Genomic DNA, 19,639 nt, shown 5'->3' on the forward strand with positions numbered 1-19,639 from the left:
CAACCAAGTTTATTAGCCTGTTTTCTATATTTTATTGTTCAAATGACCAACATCCATTCATTTCATCAAGCTAATTTCTTGAAAACGAGTAGCATCATGAGAGTCGCAGCATCTTGGAATGTTCTAGGATCAAGCCCGATTTGATCATGGATTCGATCTAACCGATATTGAAGCGTATTCCTGTGTATATGGAGCCTTTCTGCCGTCGCTTTCATATTGAGGTTCGTCTCGAACAGCACTTCTAACGTATGGAGAGCTTCTTCATTCATAGAAGCATCTTCAGAGAAATAGCTAGCTAACATCTCCGACCTTAACGAATCAGGCGTATTTGCCAATAATCGAATGAGCTTCCAGTCAGAAATATGAACGACCTCATCTTCAGACTGAAATTTGTCCATCAACTCTAGGCTTTGTTTCGCTTGGAAATAGGAGTCTCGGTAGCGATCAGCACCGTGTCCACGGTTTCCGATTCCAATTCGCATCGGCAGTTCTTGTTCCTCAAAATGCTTGTGTAATCTTGCGGCGAGTGAGCGCTCCTCTTCGATCTCAGCTCCAATACAGTGAATACCTACGACGCACGTGCTGTCGTCGATGAATGAAGAGAATCTTAAGGTAGGTAATAATTGTTTGATCGTATTCAACGCTTCTTGTTTCGCATCGTTTATTCGCATAATCCTCTCCGTCATCGCCCATCCCTTATGTTTGTGTAACGTAGGGAAGGAAATCAGCAGCATCGCTACATCTTCCTCAAAATCAAACTTAAATAACTGTTTTCCGTGTTCCTCAACGGTCTTCCTATTAAAATGCTCGGGATGAATCAAATCGAAAACCCAGTTTTCCATCAGCTTGTTCTGGTATTGAAGCTGGTTGTTTACATAAACTTGCTCGATCATCACTTCGACCGTGATCTTGATCACGTTCGCAAATTTATATAACTCCTCTGGATCTCCAGTAACCCCAACGACACCGACGACCTTGTTTGAAAACTCGATCGGTAGGTTGACGCCTGGCTTCACACCAGCATATCGTTCGGAATTAGTAGTTGATATGACAAGAGGTTCTTTCATCGCGATGACCTGAATGGCTCCTTCATGAATTTGGTCCAGGCGAGCGGAATCGCTACTTGCCACGATGACACCATGCTCATCCATCACGTTCATATCGTAATCAAGAAATTCGCTTAACTTTATAAGAATTGGTTCTGCTAATTGGTGGGTGATCATGGTTGTGCTCCTTTCAAAATACGAAACGGTACTGATTTATACTTTAATGAAGTTTGTTAAAAAGTAAAAGGGGTGGAAGAGGAATGCTGGTAAAGGGCTTGATAACTTTTATAGATATTCACCTGAAAGAGTAGGGGGAGCTTACGTAGTAAATGTAATGAATCAAAAAAGGAGTCATGTTTTGTTGGATATTTACGGTAAAATATGAAAGACAAAAGGTGCCAATCAGGTGAATGGGTGATTGGATTTTTCGTATCATTTTTTCAATAAGGCTTATCTTAATTTCAGTGAGAATGAACCGGGGGTATAGAGTGATTCGTCTATTAAAGAGAAACGACAGAAAGATTAATTAAAGGAGTTGTGTTAGTTGCCGTCAACAAGAATATTACTTACTTCCATTATTGGAATCATTGTACTTACATTTGGTCTAGTTTATTGGTTTATATCAGACCTAGAAGCGACTTTGAAAGAAGAAGAAACGTCATCACAATCTACTGCCAATGAATCAAATAATGAATCAAATGAGGAGATTGATCCAGCTCGTTATATTGATAAAGAGGAGGATTCAGATGACTCCTTGCCATCAGAGAAACAGTTTAGGGATAGACTTCATGGAATGACACATCAAAAAGTGTTTGCCGATGAAAAATGGACGTTGCTGGAACTTACCGATCAGCGTGTCGATGAAATGTTAGAGGATCTAAGTAAAGCTAAAAATGAAAACCAGTATGACCATTATGAATTTTATCACGATACCCTGACTCAATGGAAAAGAGGTAATTTTGATAATGCGGTCGAGGTACATAACCGTTTGTGGGAAATGAAAGGCGGTACGATAGGTCGAGCACAGCGATTGTTAACGACTGAAGAGGAAAGGGCGTTTGTAGAAAAGCATTATGATTGAATAGGAATAGAAGAGCACTACGTAGTTGATGACGTTTTACTTTTGAATTGGAGGGAGAGGGTCACGCGTCTATAGTGTGGGGGAATCGGGGGGCGTCAATTGGAAGAAAAGCATTCAGGTCGAACAATAAGCAGAAACCAATTAATTAAAGGATTGATCGAAGATTATGCTCAACAGGTAAAACGTTTGGCATTTACATACGTGAGAAATTGGGCGGTAGCGGATGATATCACACAAGAAGTGTTTATATCTTGTTATAACAACATCGAACGATTTAGGGGTGAAAGTAGTTATAAAACCTGGATCTTAAAGATTACTGTTAATCGATGCAAGGATTATTTAAAAAGCAAGTGGTATAAATCAGTTCTGCCTTTAGACTGGTCAAGTGAGAGAGTGCCATCGGTCGAGAATCTTGACACCATTCTCATTCAAAAGCATGAAGAAGAAGAGATTTCCAAGGTGGTTCTATCCCTTCCGCTAAAGTATAGGGAGATGATTATCTTATTCTATTATCAAGATCTCAGCGTGGATGAAATTAATGGGCTGACAGGTATCAAAAAAGAAACAGTCAAAACAAGATTGAGACGCGCGAAAACAAAATTTCGTGAGTTGTACGAAGGAGATGATTGAATGCATGATAAGCTGAAAAATCTCCAGAATAAAATGGATCGAACCGTGTTGAAGCAGGGAAAGGTAAGCGAGGATGATAAGGAGAGGATTTTTAAGAACGTTATTCATTCGGATAAGAAACATCGCTCATTCAAAGTTATTCCGGTTCTCGCGCTCGCTTCTTGTTTGATGGTTTTTATCATTCTAGGTTCCACAGGTGGTTTCGCTAGCTTTGTAGATACAACTCAATCAGATGATCATGAAGATATAATAGATAAATCAAATGGAAACGATAAAGAAATTTCTAAGGAAAGTGAGGAGACTGAAGAAGATGTTTCAGGATTAATTGTTCCGACAGAAGATGCATTTATGGAGACGTTATATGCTATGACAAATCAAAAGGTTCTTACAGAGTTTACGTTTACAGAGGAAGAAGAAAATATGTGGCACCCTGATCAGTATCATTTTGTTGAAATTACGGAAGAACGTATTGACGAGATGATTCTAATTTTAGATAAAGCAAAAGAAACAAAAAAATATTTCAATCATGATTATTACAGTAGAGCTTTGAAGGAATGGGAAAAAGGTAACTTTGATAATGCCATAGATGTGCATAATGAACTCTGGCTATTTATAGGGACTAGTATACAAGCTAAACGTTTATTAACGAAAGAAGAAGAACGAACATACTTAGAGAAAGATCATACAGATCGCTATGAAGATTTTATGAGTCAAGATCGTACAAAGAAAAAGGAGGAGTAGCTTTGATGAAATTACAAGTTTCTGAAACAGATAGTTCGGTGTTTCTAGATGGACTCCGCCTATGGTATGACAAGAAAAGTGGAGCAATTCGTCTTAAGGTCCCGGGAGTGAAAGAGCTCCATTATATTAAGAAAGGGTCTGACCTGTATGAGCCACTGTTGAAAGAGGTGAATAGGGTTACAAATACGTAAATACATGGATCACGAAGAATTGCTTCGTGGTTCTTTTTTTATGGTTGATTATATCTCCATCATGAAAAGCGTGAACTGAAAATAGACTCTCAGTAAAGCCTTATTGGCGAAGGAGGGGTCGAATGGGAATACATACGGTGAGAGCGGGGGACAATTTATGGCGGATATCAGTAACCTACGGTGTACCGATAGCGACGCTAAAAGCTGTTAACGGACTCGTATCGGATCACCTCGTTCCAGGGTTAAATCTGTTTATCCCTGATCAAGCCCTTCCTGAGCAGTATTATCAAATTAAGTCTGGGGATACGTATTGGAAGCTTTCCCAACAATTCAACACTTCCATTCAAGCTCTTATCTCCGCTAACCCTACCATTGATCCCAATGCACTACCTATCGGATTACGCGTTCGAATCCCTTCTTTGGAAAAATACCGAATGGAATCCTTAGTCTTTTTTGATGCGTTAGCTGGTACGCCTTACCTTGATGCGCTAACTAAAATTGCGGGATCAATAACATTTTTAGCGATATTTACTTATTCTTTTACAAGGGAAGGAAAGCTACTAGGAATAGATGATACTCTGATTTTGCAAAGGACGAAAGAGTTGAATATCAAGCCGTTGCTTGTAATCAGTAATTATGAGGGGAACATGTTTAGTCCAGCATTAGCCGATGATGTTCTTCAAAACGTGGAAAAACGAACGGCATTGGTTCAAAACCTCGTTAGAGTAGTGAAGGAAAAAGGATATGCAGGTGTCAGCATTGACTTTGAGTTCGTTCCTCCACAGAGAAGGAGTGATTTCACTGCCTTTCTAAGAGAACTAAAGAACGGTCTTGGGAACCTGGTTCTCCAACTCAACGCACATGCGAAAAGCAGTGAAATGGCAACGAATCGATTGGTTGGATTTCTTGACTACAAGGCTGCGGGTGAAATCGTTGATATCGTATCGATCATGACGATCGACTATGGATATGCGATTGGACCTTCTGATCCAATCGCGCCGGTTTGGTGGATCGAACAGGTGTTGATGTATGCAACTGGACAAATTAATCGCCGCAAAATCATGATGGCAATGAGTTTATACGGATATGATTGGAAAGTGCCAATTCAGTCTGAAGTCGTGGCCGCTATGCTTCCCATGCAAATCGCTCAAAATCGTGCGATCGATTCGTGGATTCCTATTCAGTATGATGATGTGGCGCAGGCTCCACATTATCGTTATCGATTGGCCAACAGTGATCATATCGTATGGTTTGAGGATATCAGAAGTATCACTGCGAAATATAAGCAGATGGAAGTGTATAACTTGCTTGGGGCAACTTACTGGCGATTACGTTTTTCGTTTCCGCAGAATTGGGCTTATGTTGGGAAGAATATATTTGTTATTAAATAAAATCGCAGTCGATGAGTGAATTGTGTATTCTTTGGGTTTCGTACTGAATCTGTTGGAGAAGGTGGGAGAATCTTTTTTTCGATAGAAAGCTCCACAGAAGGTAAGGTATCTCTGTTATGTTGAGAAGAAAATACCTTCCTTTACATAGAGTTGAAACGTTAAACAAACGTTTGATTGAATGTATGCTTGATAGTTACTTATCTTTGTTGAAGACCATAATAACCTCATCTCCAAACTCTTCCACTTTCTTAATTCCAAACCCCTCAACATTAAGCAGTTCCTTCACCGTTCTTGGCTTCTTTTTTAGCAGGTCCTCTAGAGTTGAATTTGTGAATATGTAGTATGGTTTAACCTTTCGTTCTTGTGCTTTCTTCGTACGCAAGACAATGAGGTCGCCCTTTTCACTGCTGCTAGGATTCTTGCTCGGATCTGTATTGGGCAGTTGAATCGTATTGTTCTCTTTGGAGTTGGTAGGGTTATTATTTTCTTTGGGTGCACGACTTTTAATGATTGTTAGTATGTCATCTCCAAAGTCTTCAACCTTTTTGGGACCGATTCCATCAATTTCTAACAATTGGTTTAAGGTATTAGGCTTCTTCTCAAGAAGTTCATCTACTATTTTATTAGTAAAAATATGGTAGGGTTTCATGTTGAGTTCTTTTGAACGTTGCAATCGAAACTCTACTAGTGATGCCTTTAATTTCTCATTAGTATGCTCGGTGTTTGTGTGAATAGTTGGATTGATATGATGGGAAGTTTTCTTGGTATGTCTAAGTTTTTTCAGAGTGTAGTCAGAAACGTTAAATTGTTGTTCTTTATTGTTTTGAAGAATGACTTGAGCGATTTCATGAAGAGAATGATCTAACATAAACACAGGTGATTTGCTATCTAGTTCATCTTTAATAAACGACTTAATTTGGTCGTGTCTGATAACTCTTGATTGTATGTCTGCTGGAACATCGGGTGACATGTCTATAATCGTCTTCGGATTTGCAAAGGTAACCGCACCCCTAATCGGACATTTTGTGATGATTCCCTTTGATTTAAGAAGCTTTTCAAGGATATTCACATGTCTTTCGGCTTGGTTGACCGGGCTGTACATGCCTTCTTTGTTAACGACACGATTGTTTTTTGTAATCACACGCTGAAATTCACCTTTATCTGTGATGCGAATATTACCGAACAGTTTTTTTACCTCTAGAACGAGGATGAATTTATGAGTAATAACGATGAAATCGATTTGTGCTTTATAATTTTCAAACTCTAGATGGACATCATGGAGAATTAAGAGGGGAAGCATCGAATGTTGAAGCTCGAACATCACACTCTTTTCACCAGTATGACCTATGGAAAATAGTTTAAGGTGTTTTTCTATTTTCTTTGTGTCCAGATTACCATCGTTTCTTGTTTTTAGGTCTGTTAGAAAATTCACCATATTAGAGTTTTCTTCTATGTCTTTGTAAACAGTGGGTTCTTTGATTTCTCTATTATCAGTAAAAATATTAAATACAGTTTTAAGAAAGGACATAACTAAACCTCGCTATCATAATTGGATAGATTAAATAGTAAAAAAACCGCTAATGTAATTTATTGTAATCACTAGATAATTATAGCAAAATAATAGAGTTTTGGGAGGAATCCTTTTTAATTATTAACATAAAAATCCATTTATCATGAGTCTACCAAAGCTTAACCTAAAAAATAGATAGTTGAGGAAGTTGAAAGTAACTGAGTAGAATCGTTATTAAACAGTTGCAAAATTGAAGAATGACGAAACGGTGCTAAGTGTGTGCATATTTTCGCTAATATAAAATGGAATATTTTGCTTAAAATATATAAAATCCACCTAATTATGGTATATAATAGATTTTGTAAGAAGTGGTAAATCAAGGGGGGATATCTTTGGGAATGAGCTGTTATATCCATGAAGATCAGTCATCCATCGGTACTTGCGTAGGATGTGGGAAATTTATTTGTAATGAGTGCAACACGGAAGTGAAACGGAAAAATTATTGTAAAGCTTGTATTGGGGAAATGATCACAGAGAAACAAAGCAAGATTGAGAAATTAGAAGACAATAAAAATAATTCAAACCCAATGGTCTTTATGAATGCAGGTGGGGGCGGCGGTGCAGCCAGTTCTGCTGCTAGTTCAAGTGGTTCAAATGGAATGGGCGTACCAGTCTATACAAAAAGTAAAGTTACAGCAGGTGTTTTAGGAATTTTACTTGGTTCTCTAGGCGCACATAAGTTTTATTTGGGAAGATGGGGATGGGGAATTATTTATCTTTTGTTCTCTTGGACATACATTCCAGGAATTATCGGATTCATCGAAGGACTTATTTATCTCTTTTCAAATGAACAATCATTCGCCGCAAAGCATGATCGAAACTTCTTCAGAAGAGCAGCTTAACGCTGTCTCATTACATAATCCAAACAAAAAGTAGCCTTTCCTCATAATAGGAAAAGCTACTTTTTTGTTTGGATTTAATTCCTCACAGGTACCACCCGAATGAGCTCGAAATATGCAGAAAGCCCCCTCTTCCTCAGTGGGAGGGGGAGCTTTCTTGGGTTTTCCAACACCGGTTTCTCCCTGTAACCTGAACGTCTTCATTCGCGAATAGCTCGATAGCTTGTTCGATTTTATCTGATGCGAGGATCTGCATGATTGTAACCTCCAGAAGAGTTTGCTTGGTGTTAGTTTAACATGAGGGAATTTAAGTGGAGCGAGAATGTAAATCTATCTGAACCTAAACTGCCAAGTGGCACGATGTATTGTTGTGACAAAAGGCCAATAATTTTTTCCAAGTGGTAATATAAGAATAGAATATACAATAAAAGAGTTTAGAAGAAAATAGAGGAGGTAACAAAATGAGTGAAAAAATCTGTTCTAAGTGTAAAGGAGAAGATTTCGGAGAAGGCACAGACTTTATGGCTATACGCCCCTTGAACAAAAAGTTCTCTTCTGGATCGATTAAAATATATACCTTCTGCTTAAACTGTGGGGAAGTTTCATCTATTAGAATTGAAAACCCTAGCAAACTTAGAAAATACACAGATTAATAATGAATGTGTGATGTAATGACTCTTTAGAATCAAGTTCGATTCTAAATTCTATGGATTTTTACAGTTATAAAAAGAAATGATTAGTGTAAAAGTTGTAAATAAATAGAACATTCTGTTATTTAACTGTGATATTATGGTTGTGAATTTGAAAAAAAACCCATCGTGTGGTTATAAAAGACCGCAACTCAAGGACCAATTATTCAACTTGATTTAAAAGGAGGGAGCCATGTGTGGGGAGAAAAGATACATTACTACAGAAAAAAAAGGGGGCTGACACAAAGCGATTTAGCTGAGGGGGTTTGCTCTGTTTCTTATTTAAGTAAACTTGAACACAATAGTATTGACCCTTCTCGAGACATTATCATCCCGTTATGTGAGAGGCTAAACATTCAAATTGATGATCATCAAACTATTGATGAAGTTAAAATGGAATTGAAGTTATTGTACAAGGAGGTTGCAGAGAAAAAATTAAATGTTGCAGAAGAAAAACTAGATAAGATACGCAATCAAATGAAATGGATAGAAGATCCAAATACGATTGCACTATTTTCTTTGATGGATGCTAGATATAAGATGTGGATGAAAGAAATGGAAGCTGCAAAAAAAGAGTTGGAACTAGTAAAAAGTTATTTAAGTCTCTTAGAAAGCGAACAAAAATACTTTTATTTCAGTTTTTGGGGACTGTACCTTTACTTAACAGGTCATTTTCCGGACTCTCTTGAATACTATGCCTCTGCTGATAAGATAAGGCATGAATTGAACTTGAATGATCCTTATTTCGTATACCAGCATGCAATGGTACATAGTAGGATGAATAGTAGCGCAAGGTCTATCATCTCGGCTCAAGAGGCACTAGATTCCTTTAACGCAACTAGTTCTTTCTCTAAAAGTGTTGATTGTTTAATTCTTCTTGGTATCAATTACAACCGTATTGGTGATAAAGACAATGCAAAATCTTATTTAAAACAAGCCTTAAGAGCAACTGAATACCTAGTGGATAATAATAATATCTTAGTTACGATCTATCACAATTTAGGTTTTGTATTTTCGTCTGAAGGGCGATCGATGGAAGCGATTTCATATTATGAGAAGAGTTTAAAGCTAAACGAAGAAAATGTGCAAACGATGTATTTATTAGCAAAAGAGTATTACCTTACTAGTCAATTTGATAAATCTCTTAAGCAATTGCAAAAGGGTATGAAATTTGTAAAAGGTAGGGAGTCAACCTATTCAGTAAAGTTTTCAATTCTTGCATTAAAACTTGAAAAGAATGAAGAAACTACAAAGTTTGAACATCTGCTAATTCATGCAAAAGATTTTTTTCAAGATAGAAATGATATCGTTAATTTACTTGATGTCTATATAGAACTTGGTGATTACTATTCAAAGAAGTTTTCTTACAAAAATGCAAGTATGTATTACAAGAAAGCATTAGAAATGAATCTAACTTATGAAAAGAGGTAGTTTTAATGAAAAACCATAGAGTTGTTTTCACTTTGTTGATTCTTATCGGGGTACAAAGCTTAACTATTAATACCACATTTGCAAATGGAATTACTTTAAGTTCAGATTCCTTACAACCACCTCTATCAGATGAAATGTATCCGGACCCAATCATCACGAATCCTCTATCAGATGAAATGTATCCAGATCCAATTAATAAACCATAATAAATTTTCTTAATAGTTTAAGCCAGCTCTTCATATAAAGAGTTGGTTTTTTTTATGGAATTTGAAAAATTATTTAAATTAGAAGTGTCAAACACCTCTCATATATCAGAATTTTCTCAATACACAAAGGCTTCATTATCGTTTAGCATGAAATTAGAACTTAAGAAAAACGACCTATATCAAAATCTAATTAACTGGAGGGCAAGATGAATACACTGAAGCTTGAAGATTTATATCAGCCGATTGGAAATTTGATGACTCATCCTCATTACTTACCTCCTAGTCCGGGTGAACCATTATACAGTACATATGGTTCCAACCTAGGAGACTTGAATCAAATAAAAGCCCTAGCTGGTCATAATCACGGAAATATAATGGAAATGTCAGGGGCTGGTGGTGATCTCAACCCCAATATCGGAAAGTTTAAAGCAGCAGCAGAAACGTTAGAGAGATATTGTAATGCGTTCTATAATGAAAAGCAATTTATTTGGGCAACAGCAAACGAATTGGGAAGCGAAGCTCTTGACCTAGACACTGTTCCTCTTTTTTCAGATAAAGAAGTAAGCAATCCAATGGGACCATTTGTAAAGCCAGATAAAAATCAAAAGATCAGATGGGTTCGAGGCGTATCGTTAACGAATGATCGACTGATTTGGATTCCTTCTGTAATGGTATACCTCTTTATTCCTTACCAATCCCCGGCTGAGGCGTTCCATTTACCAATATCAACAGGAACTGCAACACATACAAGTTATGAGCAAGCAATAGTGAATGGGATTAATGAGGTAGTCGAAAGAGATGCGATTTCATTAACCTGGTTGCAAAAAATTTCTTGGCCTAGACTTACACTTGATCTAGACAGGCTACCGAGTTGGGCGAAGGAATTTTATGATGAGAGTGAAAAGAATGAACACTTTAAAACAATATATTTAGATGCAACAACCGATATTGGAATTCCAACAATTTACTCAGTTCAATTCACGCCTCATAACGAAAAGATATCAACAGTTGTGATGTGTACTACGGCGCTGGATCCAATAGAAGCGTTCACGAAAATTACGAGAGAAGGAGCCTCTGTAAGGTTAGCGTTACAGAATTTAGACAGTAAGAAAACAGACATCAATGAGTTTGTTGACGTTTTTGATGGAGCTCAATATATGGGGGGGCCGGATAAAATGAAAGAATTTGATTTCTTAAGTAGCTCCACCGAGACAAGTGAGTTAATGAATATGCCGAATCTACAACATGAAACTTCTAAAGAAGACTTAGATTATTTAGTGAAAAAGTTAAAAGATAAAAATATGGAAGTGTTTGTCGTAGATTTAACCACAGATGAAGCTATGAGGTGTGGTTTTAGGACGGTGAAAGTCATCATTCCAGCACTTCAACCCTTATCTTTCGTATATAGAGCAAAATACCTTGCTCATCCTCGACTTTATGAAGCGCCGCAAAATATAGGTTTTAAAGTAAGACCAGAGGAAGAAATCAACTCAAATCCGATGCCATTTGCTTAAATTGGAGGTAAAAATATTGAAAATACACGCATTTATTTCTGGAGATTTTTCTTCTGCTATTTCAAGGTCCATACATTCTAGTTATGCAGATTACACTTTTTCAGAGTTACCCTCAGTCGAAATTTACAAAGAGTGGACGGTTTTCGAGAAATCAGCAGATATTTATCTGGTGATTTTAGACGCTCCGAACCCTTCGTTTTGTGAAAAAATTAATGACCTTTGTCACGATTTAGAAAAAGCTTTTATTCCTATCATTGTCGAGCAACCTCATATTAACATTGGTCCGGTATATTTAGGTCAAGAGACGGCATGTTATTCCTGTTACATAGATAGGGTGCGGCAACATTCAAATAAAAATGAAATACTCGATAACCTATGGCGATTTTATGAAGCTAATCCTACGAGTGCCCCTAAAGGGTTTCATCCGGCCGATCCTGACCTCATAAGCAACTGGGTATTAGGTCATTTAGAAAGTTCCTTTAGAGAAATCGGTGGGAGAATATTTCGAATTAATCTAATCACTCGGGATTCTCAATCTTCTTCTGTTATAGGTGTTCATGGTTGTAAGAGATGTGGGCTAAATAGAGATGAAGCGACAAGAAGCTATGACTTATTGTATGAAGAACTGTTCCGAAAGGAGGTAAAGGTTTGATAACTCCCACAAACCAGAGAATCAATGCAAGAGAAATGGGGCAGGCTGTTGCCCATGATCCACAATTCAACTTACCTAAAAACCCGTTACTTTCTAAGGCTCTCGTTCAAATTCCGATTGAAAATGGAATCGTTTTTGATGGGTGTGAACAACCGCAAATTTTGAAAGGAAACGCTACTGTAGAATTTCTTCCAAAGTTAATTGAACTCTTAAATGGAAGACATTCATTGGAAGAAATCAAAGACTTGATGGTTGGTTACTCTGATAAGAATATCTATGATGCACTTTCGCTACTTTATACTAGAGGCTTATTACAAGAAGGTAACGCTGAAATTCAGAGTAGCTTCACACAATACTTGGAACGCAATATTGATCAAACAAGAGTGAATCATAGCGTTAAGGATGCACTTAGCAGACTGAATAATTATGAACTAATTCTCAACGGTTCCGATGAAAAAAAACGGCTTATGAAAAAAGCTCTTATAAACTATTCTGTCACTGTTTCTGAATTAGAAGAGGATACTACTTCTTCTAAGCAAAAAGTAGGTATTGGCATTTGTGAAGACATAGAAAATATGTCGTTATTAAAAGAATTCGATTTAGAAATGAATAAACTAGGTATACCTTGGATTCTTGTAACGATTGATGATTCTAATCTCTATGTAGGTCCTTACTTTAGTAAAGAAGATACTCTTTGTTTTGATTGCTATTTAAATCAAATCATAATTTCACCAACAGATAAACAAAATCATAATCGTTATTTTCATAATGCAGCAATCTCGATAGCAGTTGCAGAAATCGTGAATTTTCTTACAAGAATAAGTGCTTCCCAGATCTATAAAGGGGTCAAAAAAACAAATTTAAAAAATATATCTACTCATTTATACCCAATTGCGAGGTTACCGTACTGCGAGCAATGCGATTTCCATCCTGATAAAAATGCTATTAATAATGAAGTCGTAGAATATGAGAGTTTAGTAGGATTTCCATCTCATCGTCTATTAAATCCAAAGGATCATCAAAGCCATTATAAGCCTAGCAACATCCAGTTATCTAAATTCTCCAAGGAATATCCAAGCTTTCCAAAAATAAAACTGCCTTCACAAGAGGATTTACCTCTGTTGGGGAGCGATGTTAAATCTTCATTTATTTATGATCTTTCAAAGATCATGTTATACACTTGCGGCTTTAAGAAAGAAAGTATCGAGAATCAATACGGTAAAGCTAAGCGATGGGCGCCTACTGGAGGGAATCTTGGTTCACAGAACATTTATTTTGTGAACAACAACCTACAGGAGTTAGAACGAGGTACTTATTATTATGAGGCGACAAATCACTCACTTGCCAAATTATCTGGGGGAAATGAGCCAGATAAATTTGAATCGATGCTATCAGACGCTAGTCCACATTGCTTGGGGTACTTGATTTTGACAGGTGAATTCGAAAAAGTAAGTCAGAAATATAGGGATTTCGCGTACAGAATTATCAACTTAGATGCTGGTGTAGCTCTTACTCAATTAACCGTTGTAGCTAACGCATTAAATAAGAATGTTCATGTTCATGAGTTTATGGATGAAGGGATTGAGAACTGGCTAAATATTATCAGTCCAGGTGAAATTATTACGACCGTGGTATCCATTGAAGAAAGGACTAATTTAGAATGATAACTTTTACTAATACTCCATCTCATCTTATAGTAGACACCTTGGTCGAGAAGAGCAAGAATCCCAAAAGTAATGTAACCAACCAGTCCACAAAATTAGATCTTGTCCCAGGGTTAGAGAATGATTTGAGGTTAGAAGACGTCTTTCAGAAAAGAACATCAACCCGATTCTTTAAAGCAGATCCTGTAAAGTATTCTGATTTACTAAAACTATTACAGCAAAACACTAGTTTTATGAAAAGTATTTCTGAACCAGAACTTTTTCAGCAACTTGTCATACTTAGGAACATCGACAATCCTGCACTTTCACTTGAAAGTGTTTACCAATATGACTTGGAAACCAATCGTATCATTCCTAGATTTCAATTTTCTGAAGAAAAGGTACACGAATTCTACTTACAAAAAGAGTTTGCGTTCGCGCCAGTAACCATTGTATTGGTAGGAAAGTTGGAAGAATCCATAAAGAAAAATCATGGATTATCAGGTTACAAAGATCTATTGCAAAAATCAGGGAGTATAGCTCATTATGCATGGTTGAATGCACTTTCTATGGGGTACGCGGGGACTGTTTTTGCAGGGTTTAACCCAAATTCCTTATATCAGCTATGTAATATAGATGGATATCGCGATTCACAAATGATCGCTTTCTCATTTGGATATTCACATTAATATCTCAAGCTTGAAAGGAGGTGATCGTGATGGAAGATAAGAAATTTGATTTAGAATTAGAACTTTATGCGGAAGAACTACCAGAATTGACTCAATTTTCCGCTGCAGGTACTTCTACTGTAGCTACTGAGAGTACAGCATCTACAGCTTCATGTCCTTCAACAAGTATGAGCACGTATAGCTCTATGAGCAGCTTTAGTTGGTAAAAAAAAAGATGACATAAAGTCATCAGTTAAGAACCCATACTTAAGAGTATAATTGTTAGTTAATTTTTATTCAAGTTTGGCAGTTTCCTTATTAGGCACTTATTTTGTTAAGTAGGAGGAGAATTGAGTGGAAAAAAAGCATCAAAATGATCAGGAACTTAACCTAGAGCTATACGCGGAAGAATTACCTGAACAAATCAATTATTCCGCAGCATGTTGCTGGGGCTCTGGTGGAACTTTTACCAGTCTAGGGTGTGTAGGTAGTACGGCATCAACATCTACTACTGCTTCAACAGGGTCATGTGTATGCTAAAGGGGGAGAAATCTATGGGAAAATCTAATGATGAAATCACTCTAGATTTAGAGTTATATGCGGAAGAGTTACCTGAAAACATCGCTTATTCAATGGCAGCAGCTACTGTAGCATGTGCGTTGTGCGGTGGATCATTTGGTTCGGTTGGCACAACTGCTTCATCTGCATCTACATCTAGCTCATTCTCAACGGCAGGTTAACATGTATATGAGAGCATATCAATGCAAGTTGATATGCTCTTTAGATAAGGATGTGAAAATATGAACAGTAATTCTCCAGTGTACTCTGAGAAGTTAGCTGTTAATCCAGATATCACTGTTTTTCAAAATAATAATGAATCGATGATGTACTTTACTTCAACGAAAAAATATTTTCGTATGGGGCAATCAGCAATTCAGTTAATTGAAGAGCTTCAAAAGGAAAGCTCTTCGATTGATCAATTAATAACCAAATTCTGCCGTGCTAAAGACCTTAACATCAACGATGTCTATGAACAATTAAAGGATTTTATTGATCAAATGATTTCCAAAGGAATCATCATTTACCAAGAAGGAAGCAATGCCCATTTAAATGATCTCATAAAGAACGAAACGAATTTACGGCAAGGAAAGAAGAAACGTCCACTTTTGAAAGCAGGAACTACAAAGGGAAACCGTTTATTTTCTTGGATACCATCAACATCTAATGAAGTGAATCTAATTTCTTTCATACTAATAGGTGTTCTTGCAATTGGAGGTTTATCTTTTATAATATCTGTTCTTATAAATTACATAGAAGTTTACAATAATATTCCCGCGTTGAAATACCCTATCTTTATTTATGTAATTCCATGGTTAATCCTCCACATGGCGTTTCATGAATCTTCTCACGCAATCGCTTGTAAAAGATATGGAGGAGAATTAAGGGAAATGGGAGTAGGGTTGTTATATTATGTACTGCCAGTAGCTTATGTTGATCTAACGGATACATACAGATTGCCAAACCGTTCTAGAGCACTGATTGCGTTGGCTGGCCCGTTGTTTGACATTATGGCTCTATCAATTTCATCGATAATCATAGTAACCCAATCTGGTGACATTCAAACCATCGCATACTCTTTGGTGGGTTTTCAATTGTTTATATTGGCAATAAATTGCAATCTCTTTTTCCCAAGTGATCTCTACAGAGCAATAGAAAGCTTTGTGAAAGACATGAATTTACGTAAGCACAGCTTTGAATACATGAGATCAGTCTTACTTAACAAAGAGAGACCGGTTTATTTAAGGAAATTAACTTCAAAAAAAGAAGTGTTATATATTGGTTATGCAATCGTATCAACACTGTACATCACTTCATTTATCCTTTCTATCCTTTTGTTTTATTCAAGCTTCATCACAAATATGTTTTAGGAGGTAAAGAATGTATACTACGACATCTACAAATGTTAAAACAGCAGATTTTTTACTTACCCGCGTAGGTTCTTTACCTACATCCTTAATGAAAGAATTATTGCTACTGCAATCTAGAGAAATACATCAAAAAGTATATGCTAAGCAAGAAGAGATAGAAAAGATTAAACCTATTGTGATTGATCTACTGTTTGATTTGGTGCCTAAAGTAGGCGATGAGAAAAAGTTATTACGTAAAACGATTAAATTTAAAAGAGATATTTATAATAACAGATCCTTTAGGGCGAACCTTCCATTGATTGATGAACTTTGCTTATATCTAGATGAAACTAACTCAGAACGATTGAGAAAATGGTACCAATTGAATGAAGAAATACTTGATTTACACGATGAACTGAATGAAGTATATCGAGATGAGACTGCTAAGAGTATTGAAAGGGTTAATGAGTTTTTTTCCAGTGATAGGTCCGAAGAATTAATGAAGGGAATCGCAATTGCCAGTGAAGACTTTGCAAAAGGTGTTTTGAAGAATACAAAGGACTTAAAGAAAATTCGTTCCAACCTATCTAAAACTGCTTTTTCTTATCTACAACGGAGCACTGTGAAAACCAGCCCTTTTAGTACGTTGACTCAAGTGAAATCCATTCCTTTGGAACAAGAGAATGCTCCCCCATTTGAAATCGATCAAGAAAATACACATAAACGAAACTCTATGAAACTAAATAAAGCGCTTATCTCCTCAATTGGTGAGGCGATTGGTGTTACTTTTCAAGATCATTTTAAATTTAAATTTAATCCAATTGTGAATGTAAATAATGAAGATGCTCTAATAAAGAATAATTACTTGAACACTGATGGTTTCTTTTGGAAAAACGAAGAAGTTATCAAAAATAAAAGATTTATTACCATTATTAAAGACTTGCCAACGAGGTTTCGTACAGAACCTTTCTACTTAACAGAACTATCCAATTATATAGATGAAAAGAAATTAAAATTTTATCAAAAAACATTGATTTCTTCAAAAGTACTACGCCCAGTTCTTCCGATTCCTTCTGATGCGGATCACCGAAACATATTTACTAAATTAGCATTACCGATAAAATCTGAATCAGAGCAAGTGCAATCGTTAAAGAGCCTACTTAGGGAAGCAGACAAAGCATATGAAAAATTAGCAGAATTTAGTATTTCTGCTCAAGATAGAATTGCTATCATCCAAGAGCTTAAGAACAATATCTACGGCATATATGATGTATTAAATTGCAAAGAACCTAGATGGTTAAGATCTATAAATTTTGTTTATGAAGATGTTATGTCTAGTATCGATAACATATTTTTACCTTCCAAATTGCAAATAGACTTAGAGGATCTTCATCAGAAAGTATCTACTAAAATTCAACTAAATCCTCTTTATCATAAAATTACTCAATACTTTATCGATCATTATGATGCAGATAAAAAACATAATCTATTAGAATTTATTTTCACCTTAGCCAATCAAAAGGAATACATGAGGATGGTTCAAGATTCACGAGATCAATTAAATTCTGAGGAAGAGAACAATTTAACTGTTTCTGGAACATCACATGCTGTACCATCATCTGATATCTATTTTCAACTGGCAGCTAATGAGGAAGGTGAACTATCAGAAGAGAACTATTTAATAGTGGTTAATAAAGTGTCAAATGGTTTGGGAAGTGTCTATGCCCGCTTTAATTCGTTATTAGATAGAACTTATAAAGATCAATTGAATAAATGGATATCTGGCTTGTTTCCACAAAGTAATGCGATGGAATTTAGTCCGGGTGGTGATTGGTCAAACCTTCAGGAAAATTATGATGTTTTAGACGCTGCAATTAGTGATGTTGCAACATTTCCGTATATGGAACCGAATAAGGATGTATTAAATATCGAGCAACTTATGATTTCCTACAATAAAGATACAAACACATTAGATCTATCTGACGATCATGGAAACACAGTATCACCGGTGTACCTAGGTACCACTCCACAGTACTTACTAGTAGGACCGATTGGAATATTATTGAACTTAGTAAATCCATGGATCACAAATACCGATTTCGGAATAAACCCACGCCCATGGAATGATTATGGAACATTTGAAGAGATAACTTATGTTCCAAGATACCAAGAAAAAAACGTTGTCTATAATCGAGCAAGGTGGATTGTTCCTGTAGATAAAATTCTACTAAAGCAAAACACAGAAAGTGATGTTGATTATTTTGAACGAATAAATACGTTTAGATTGAACCATAACATTCCAGAAGAAACGTATTTAACCCTACAATCAAGTGACACTTCTCAAACGAACGGACACAAGCCAATTTGGATGCATTTCAATAGTCCATATTGTTTGGAAATGTTAAATAAAAAAGTAAACTCTTCCACCACATATTTAGAATTTACCGAATCATTGCCTAATATATCGAGTAGCGCTTTAAGAAATTCTGAAGGCGAGGTCTTTGTGGGAGAATTTATGAGTTTAGGAAGGTGCTTTGATGAATGAGTTAGAATGGATGTATTATAAAGTTTACTTACCTCATGAAAAATACAGTGATGTATTTACGGAAAAAGTAGTGAAGGAAGCAGCAGAAACTATAACGGAAAATTTCGATTGTGAAAAGTGGTTCTTTATTAAATATCTCGATGAGACTGGCTACCATTTTAGAATTAGATTTTTAACAGATATAGAAAACTTTGATGCTATCGCATCGTACCTGGAAGAGTTATTTGAGATCAAAGGAAATGATGTTTTGAGTCAAGATGTCCCCGTACAAAAAAGAATTTTACCTATCGATTCATTTCCTACAAAAGGGTCAGGCACTGATTCCTTGCACTATGAGCTTTCTATGTATGAACCTGAGCTTGATAAATATGGCGAAGAAATAGGAATAACGATTGCAGAGAACATATTTCACGCTTCAAGTGAATTTATTATCAAAGTCATTCCTCAATTGAATAGAGGGGAAACTGATCGTTATCAGCTAGCTCTATTATGTATGCAACAATTTATCGATAAATGTGTTGAATTGGAAAGAAAAGAGATATTTTTGGAATATTATATTGATTACTGGTCTGGAGTATTGTTTAATCCAGCCCGTAAATCGTATAAAGATTCACTACAAACTGCTGCACATAGTAGAATTGAAACTCTCAATATTATGCTGAATGCCTCGCTACCAGAATCTATTGAAGTAGCTTATAAGGAATTCAGCAACGAACTTCAGAAAAGTATTGATAAATTAAGTACTTACAAAGATATTTCAGAAAATATTGAAAAATATTGCTTTCATTATATACACATGATGAATAACAGGCTTGGTGTTTGGACGATTGAAGAAGCTTACCTCGCTATTTTGCTGCTGACAAATCTTAGAGAAAAACAATTGATGAGGTGATAC

The 19,639-nt window shown here is 36.2% G+C and carries 21 protein-coding genes; 19 read left to right on the forward strand and 2 right to left on the reverse strand.

Translation table 11 applies throughout. The features are described 5' to 3' along the window. Positions 1–65 precede the first annotated feature (65 nt). The gene (locus SJY16_RS02760) at positions 66–1,223 is read right to left on the reverse strand and encodes a CdaR family transcriptional regulator (protein ID WP_377887540.1); all 1,158 of its coding nucleotides are present in this window, start codon (positions 1,221–1,223) and stop codon (positions 66–68) included. A gap of 367 nt (positions 1,224–1,590) precedes the next feature. Between SJY16_RS02760 and SJY16_RS02765 the strand changes: the two genes are divergently transcribed. The 5 genes from SJY16_RS02765 (at position 1,591) to SJY16_RS02785 (ending at position 5,080) form a co-directional block, all read left to right on the forward strand. After that, entirely contained in the window at positions 1,591–2,127 is a 537-nt protein-coding gene (locus tag SJY16_RS02765) for a DUF6241 domain-containing protein (protein ID WP_377887542.1), read from the forward strand. A 99-nt stretch (positions 2,128–2,226) separates the two neighbouring features. Beyond that, positions 2,227–2,757: a sigma-70 family RNA polymerase sigma factor gene (locus SJY16_RS02770; protein WP_377887543.1), complete on the forward strand. Its 531-nt coding sequence runs from the start codon at positions 2,227–2,229 to the stop codon at positions 2,755–2,757. Further along, complete coding sequence (locus tag SJY16_RS02775) at positions 2,758–3,498, forward strand: DUF6241 domain-containing protein (RefSeq protein ID WP_377887544.1); 741 nt, start codon at positions 2,758–2,760, stop codon at positions 3,496–3,498. A 2-nt stretch (positions 3,499–3,500) separates the two neighbouring features. Next, on the forward strand, positions 3,501–3,689 hold the full coding sequence (locus SJY16_RS02780; RefSeq protein WP_377887546.1) for a hypothetical protein: 189 nt from the start codon (positions 3,501–3,503) through the stop codon (positions 3,687–3,689). A gap of 122 nt (positions 3,690–3,811) precedes the next feature. Continuing rightward, positions 3,812–5,080 (forward strand): LysM peptidoglycan-binding domain-containing protein, encoded by a 1,269-nt coding sequence (locus SJY16_RS02785; RefSeq protein ID WP_377887547.1) that lies wholly within the window; start codon positions 3,812–3,814, stop codon positions 5,078–5,080. Between the two features lie 193 nt (positions 5,081–5,273). On the opposite strand, the gene SJY16_RS02790 is transcribed toward SJY16_RS02785, so the two are convergent. Continuing rightward, positions 5,274–6,608, reverse strand: coding sequence for an HRDC domain-containing protein (locus tag SJY16_RS02790; RefSeq protein WP_377887548.1), 1,335 nt, complete (start codon positions 6,606–6,608; stop codon positions 5,274–5,276). Between the two features lie 380 nt (positions 6,609–6,988). Between SJY16_RS02790 and SJY16_RS02795 the strand changes: the two genes are divergently transcribed. The 14 genes from SJY16_RS02795 to SJY16_RS02860 all read left to right on the forward strand — a co-directional run bounded on the left by SJY16_RS02795 (position 6,989) and on the right by SJY16_RS02860 (position 19,636). Continuing rightward, positions 6,989–7,492 carry a TM2 domain-containing protein gene (locus tag SJY16_RS02795; protein ID WP_377887549.1) on the forward strand — a complete coding sequence of 168 codons (504 nt, stop codon included), beginning with the start codon at positions 6,989–6,991 and terminating at the stop codon, positions 7,490–7,492. A 458-nt stretch (positions 7,493–7,950) separates the two neighbouring features. Next, positions 7,951–8,142 carry a hypothetical protein gene (locus tag SJY16_RS02800; RefSeq protein WP_377887550.1) on the forward strand — a complete coding sequence of 64 codons (192 nt, stop codon included), beginning with the start codon at positions 7,951–7,953 and terminating at the stop codon, positions 8,140–8,142. Positions 8,143–8,373: 231 nt separating this feature from the next. Continuing rightward, positions 8,374–9,609 carry a tetratricopeptide repeat protein gene (locus SJY16_RS02805; RefSeq protein WP_377887551.1) on the forward strand — a complete coding sequence of 412 codons (1,236 nt, stop codon included), beginning with the start codon at positions 8,374–8,376 and terminating at the stop codon, positions 9,607–9,609. 5 nt (positions 9,610–9,614) lie between these two features. Continuing rightward, positions 9,615–9,815, forward strand: a complete 201-nt coding sequence (locus SJY16_RS02810) for a hypothetical protein (RefSeq protein ID WP_377887552.1) — start codon at positions 9,615–9,617, stop codon at positions 9,813–9,815. 206 nt (positions 9,816–10,021) lie between these two features. Then, positions 10,022–11,329 (forward strand): YcaO-like family protein, encoded by a 1,308-nt coding sequence (locus SJY16_RS02815; protein WP_377887554.1) that lies wholly within the window; start codon positions 10,022–10,024, stop codon positions 11,327–11,329. A gap of 16 nt (positions 11,330–11,345) precedes the next feature. Beyond that, complete coding sequence (locus tag SJY16_RS02820) at positions 11,346–11,981, forward strand: hypothetical protein (RefSeq protein WP_377887555.1); 636 nt, start codon at positions 11,346–11,348, stop codon at positions 11,979–11,981. After that, positions 11,978–13,645, forward strand: a complete 1,668-nt coding sequence (locus SJY16_RS02825) for a SagB family peptide dehydrogenase (RefSeq protein WP_377887556.1) — start codon at positions 11,978–11,980, stop codon at positions 13,643–13,645. The genes SJY16_RS02820 and SJY16_RS02825 overlap by 4 nt, the downstream gene beginning before the upstream one ends. Continuing rightward, positions 13,642–14,313 (forward strand): nitroreductase family protein, encoded by a 672-nt coding sequence (locus SJY16_RS02830; RefSeq protein ID WP_377887557.1) that lies wholly within the window; start codon positions 13,642–13,644, stop codon positions 14,311–14,313. The genes SJY16_RS02825 and SJY16_RS02830 overlap by 4 nt, the downstream gene beginning before the upstream one ends. A 29-nt stretch (positions 14,314–14,342) precedes the next feature. Then, a complete protein-coding gene (locus tag SJY16_RS02835; protein WP_377887558.1) occupies positions 14,343–14,519 on the forward strand; it encodes a thiocillin family RiPP in 177 nt (58 codons plus the stop codon). A gap of 127 nt (positions 14,520–14,646) precedes the next feature. Further along, entirely contained in the window at positions 14,647–14,832 is a 186-nt protein-coding gene (locus SJY16_RS02840; RefSeq protein ID WP_377887559.1) for a thiocillin family RiPP, read from the forward strand. Between the two features lie 14 nt (positions 14,833–14,846). Beyond that, a complete protein-coding gene (locus SJY16_RS02845; RefSeq protein ID WP_377887560.1) occupies positions 14,847–15,032 on the forward strand; it encodes a hypothetical protein in 186 nt (61 codons plus the stop codon). 60 nt (positions 15,033–15,092) lie between these two features. Further along, entirely contained in the window at positions 15,093–16,220 is a 1,128-nt protein-coding gene (locus tag SJY16_RS02850) for a site-2 protease family protein (RefSeq protein WP_377887561.1), read from the forward strand. A 10-nt stretch (positions 16,221–16,230) separates the two neighbouring features. Continuing rightward, entirely contained in the window at positions 16,231–18,744 is a 2,514-nt protein-coding gene (locus SJY16_RS02855) for a lantibiotic dehydratase (protein ID WP_377887562.1), read from the forward strand. After that, complete coding sequence (locus SJY16_RS02860; protein ID WP_377887563.1) at positions 18,737–19,636, forward strand: thiopeptide-type bacteriocin biosynthesis protein; 900 nt, start codon at positions 18,737–18,739, stop codon at positions 19,634–19,636. Before SJY16_RS02855 ends, SJY16_RS02860 begins: the two co-directional genes overlap by 8 nt. Positions 19,637–19,639 lie beyond the last annotated feature (3 nt).

The sequence above is a fragment of the Alkalihalobacillus sp. R86527 genome, from assembly GCF_042466185.1.
Taxonomy (GTDB): Bacteria; Bacillota; Bacilli; order Bacillales; family Guptibacillaceae; genus Guptibacillus.

Coding starts and splice junctions, on each gene's coding strand:
- SJY16_RS02775 (WP_377887544.1), top strand. CDS start 2,758: ATGCATGATAAGCTGAAAAATCTCCAGAATAAAATGGATCGAACCGTG.
- SJY16_RS02790 (WP_377887548.1), bottom strand. CDS start 6,608: ATGTCCTTTCTTAAAACTGTATTTAATATTTTTACTGATAATAGAGAA.
- SJY16_RS02815 (WP_377887554.1), top strand. CDS start 10,022: ATGAATACACTGAAGCTTGAAGATTTATATCAGCCGATTGGAAATTTG.
- SJY16_RS02795 (WP_377887549.1), top strand. CDS start 6,989: ATGAGCTGTTATATCCATGAAGATCAGTCATCCATCGGTACTTGCGTA.
- SJY16_RS02855 (WP_377887562.1), top strand. CDS start 16,231: ATGTATACTACGACATCTACAAATGTTAAAACAGCAGATTTTTTACTT.
- SJY16_RS02830 (WP_377887557.1), top strand. CDS start 13,642: ATGATAACTTTTACTAATACTCCATCTCATCTTATAGTAGACACCTTG.
- SJY16_RS02810 (WP_377887552.1), top strand. CDS start 9,615: ATGAAAAACCATAGAGTTGTTTTCACTTTGTTGATTCTTATCGGGGTA.
- SJY16_RS02845 (WP_377887560.1), top strand. CDS start 14,847: ATGGGAAAATCTAATGATGAAATCACTCTAGATTTAGAGTTATATGCG.
- SJY16_RS02785 (WP_377887547.1), top strand. CDS start 3,812: ATGGGAATACATACGGTGAGAGCGGGGGACAATTTATGGCGGATATCA.
- SJY16_RS02800 (WP_377887550.1), top strand. CDS start 7,951: ATGAGTGAAAAAATCTGTTCTAAGTGTAAAGGAGAAGATTTCGGAGAA.
- SJY16_RS02835 (WP_377887558.1), top strand. CDS start 14,343: ATGGAAGATAAGAAATTTGATTTAGAATTAGAACTTTATGCGGAAGAA.
- SJY16_RS02850 (WP_377887561.1), top strand. CDS start 15,093: ATGAACAGTAATTCTCCAGTGTACTCTGAGAAGTTAGCTGTTAATCCA.
- SJY16_RS02760 (WP_377887540.1), bottom strand. CDS start 1,223: ATGATCACCCACCAATTAGCAGAACCAATTCTTATAAAGTTAAGCGAA.
- SJY16_RS02860 (WP_377887563.1), top strand. CDS start 18,737: ATGAATGAGTTAGAATGGATGTATTATAAAGTTTACTTACCTCATGAA.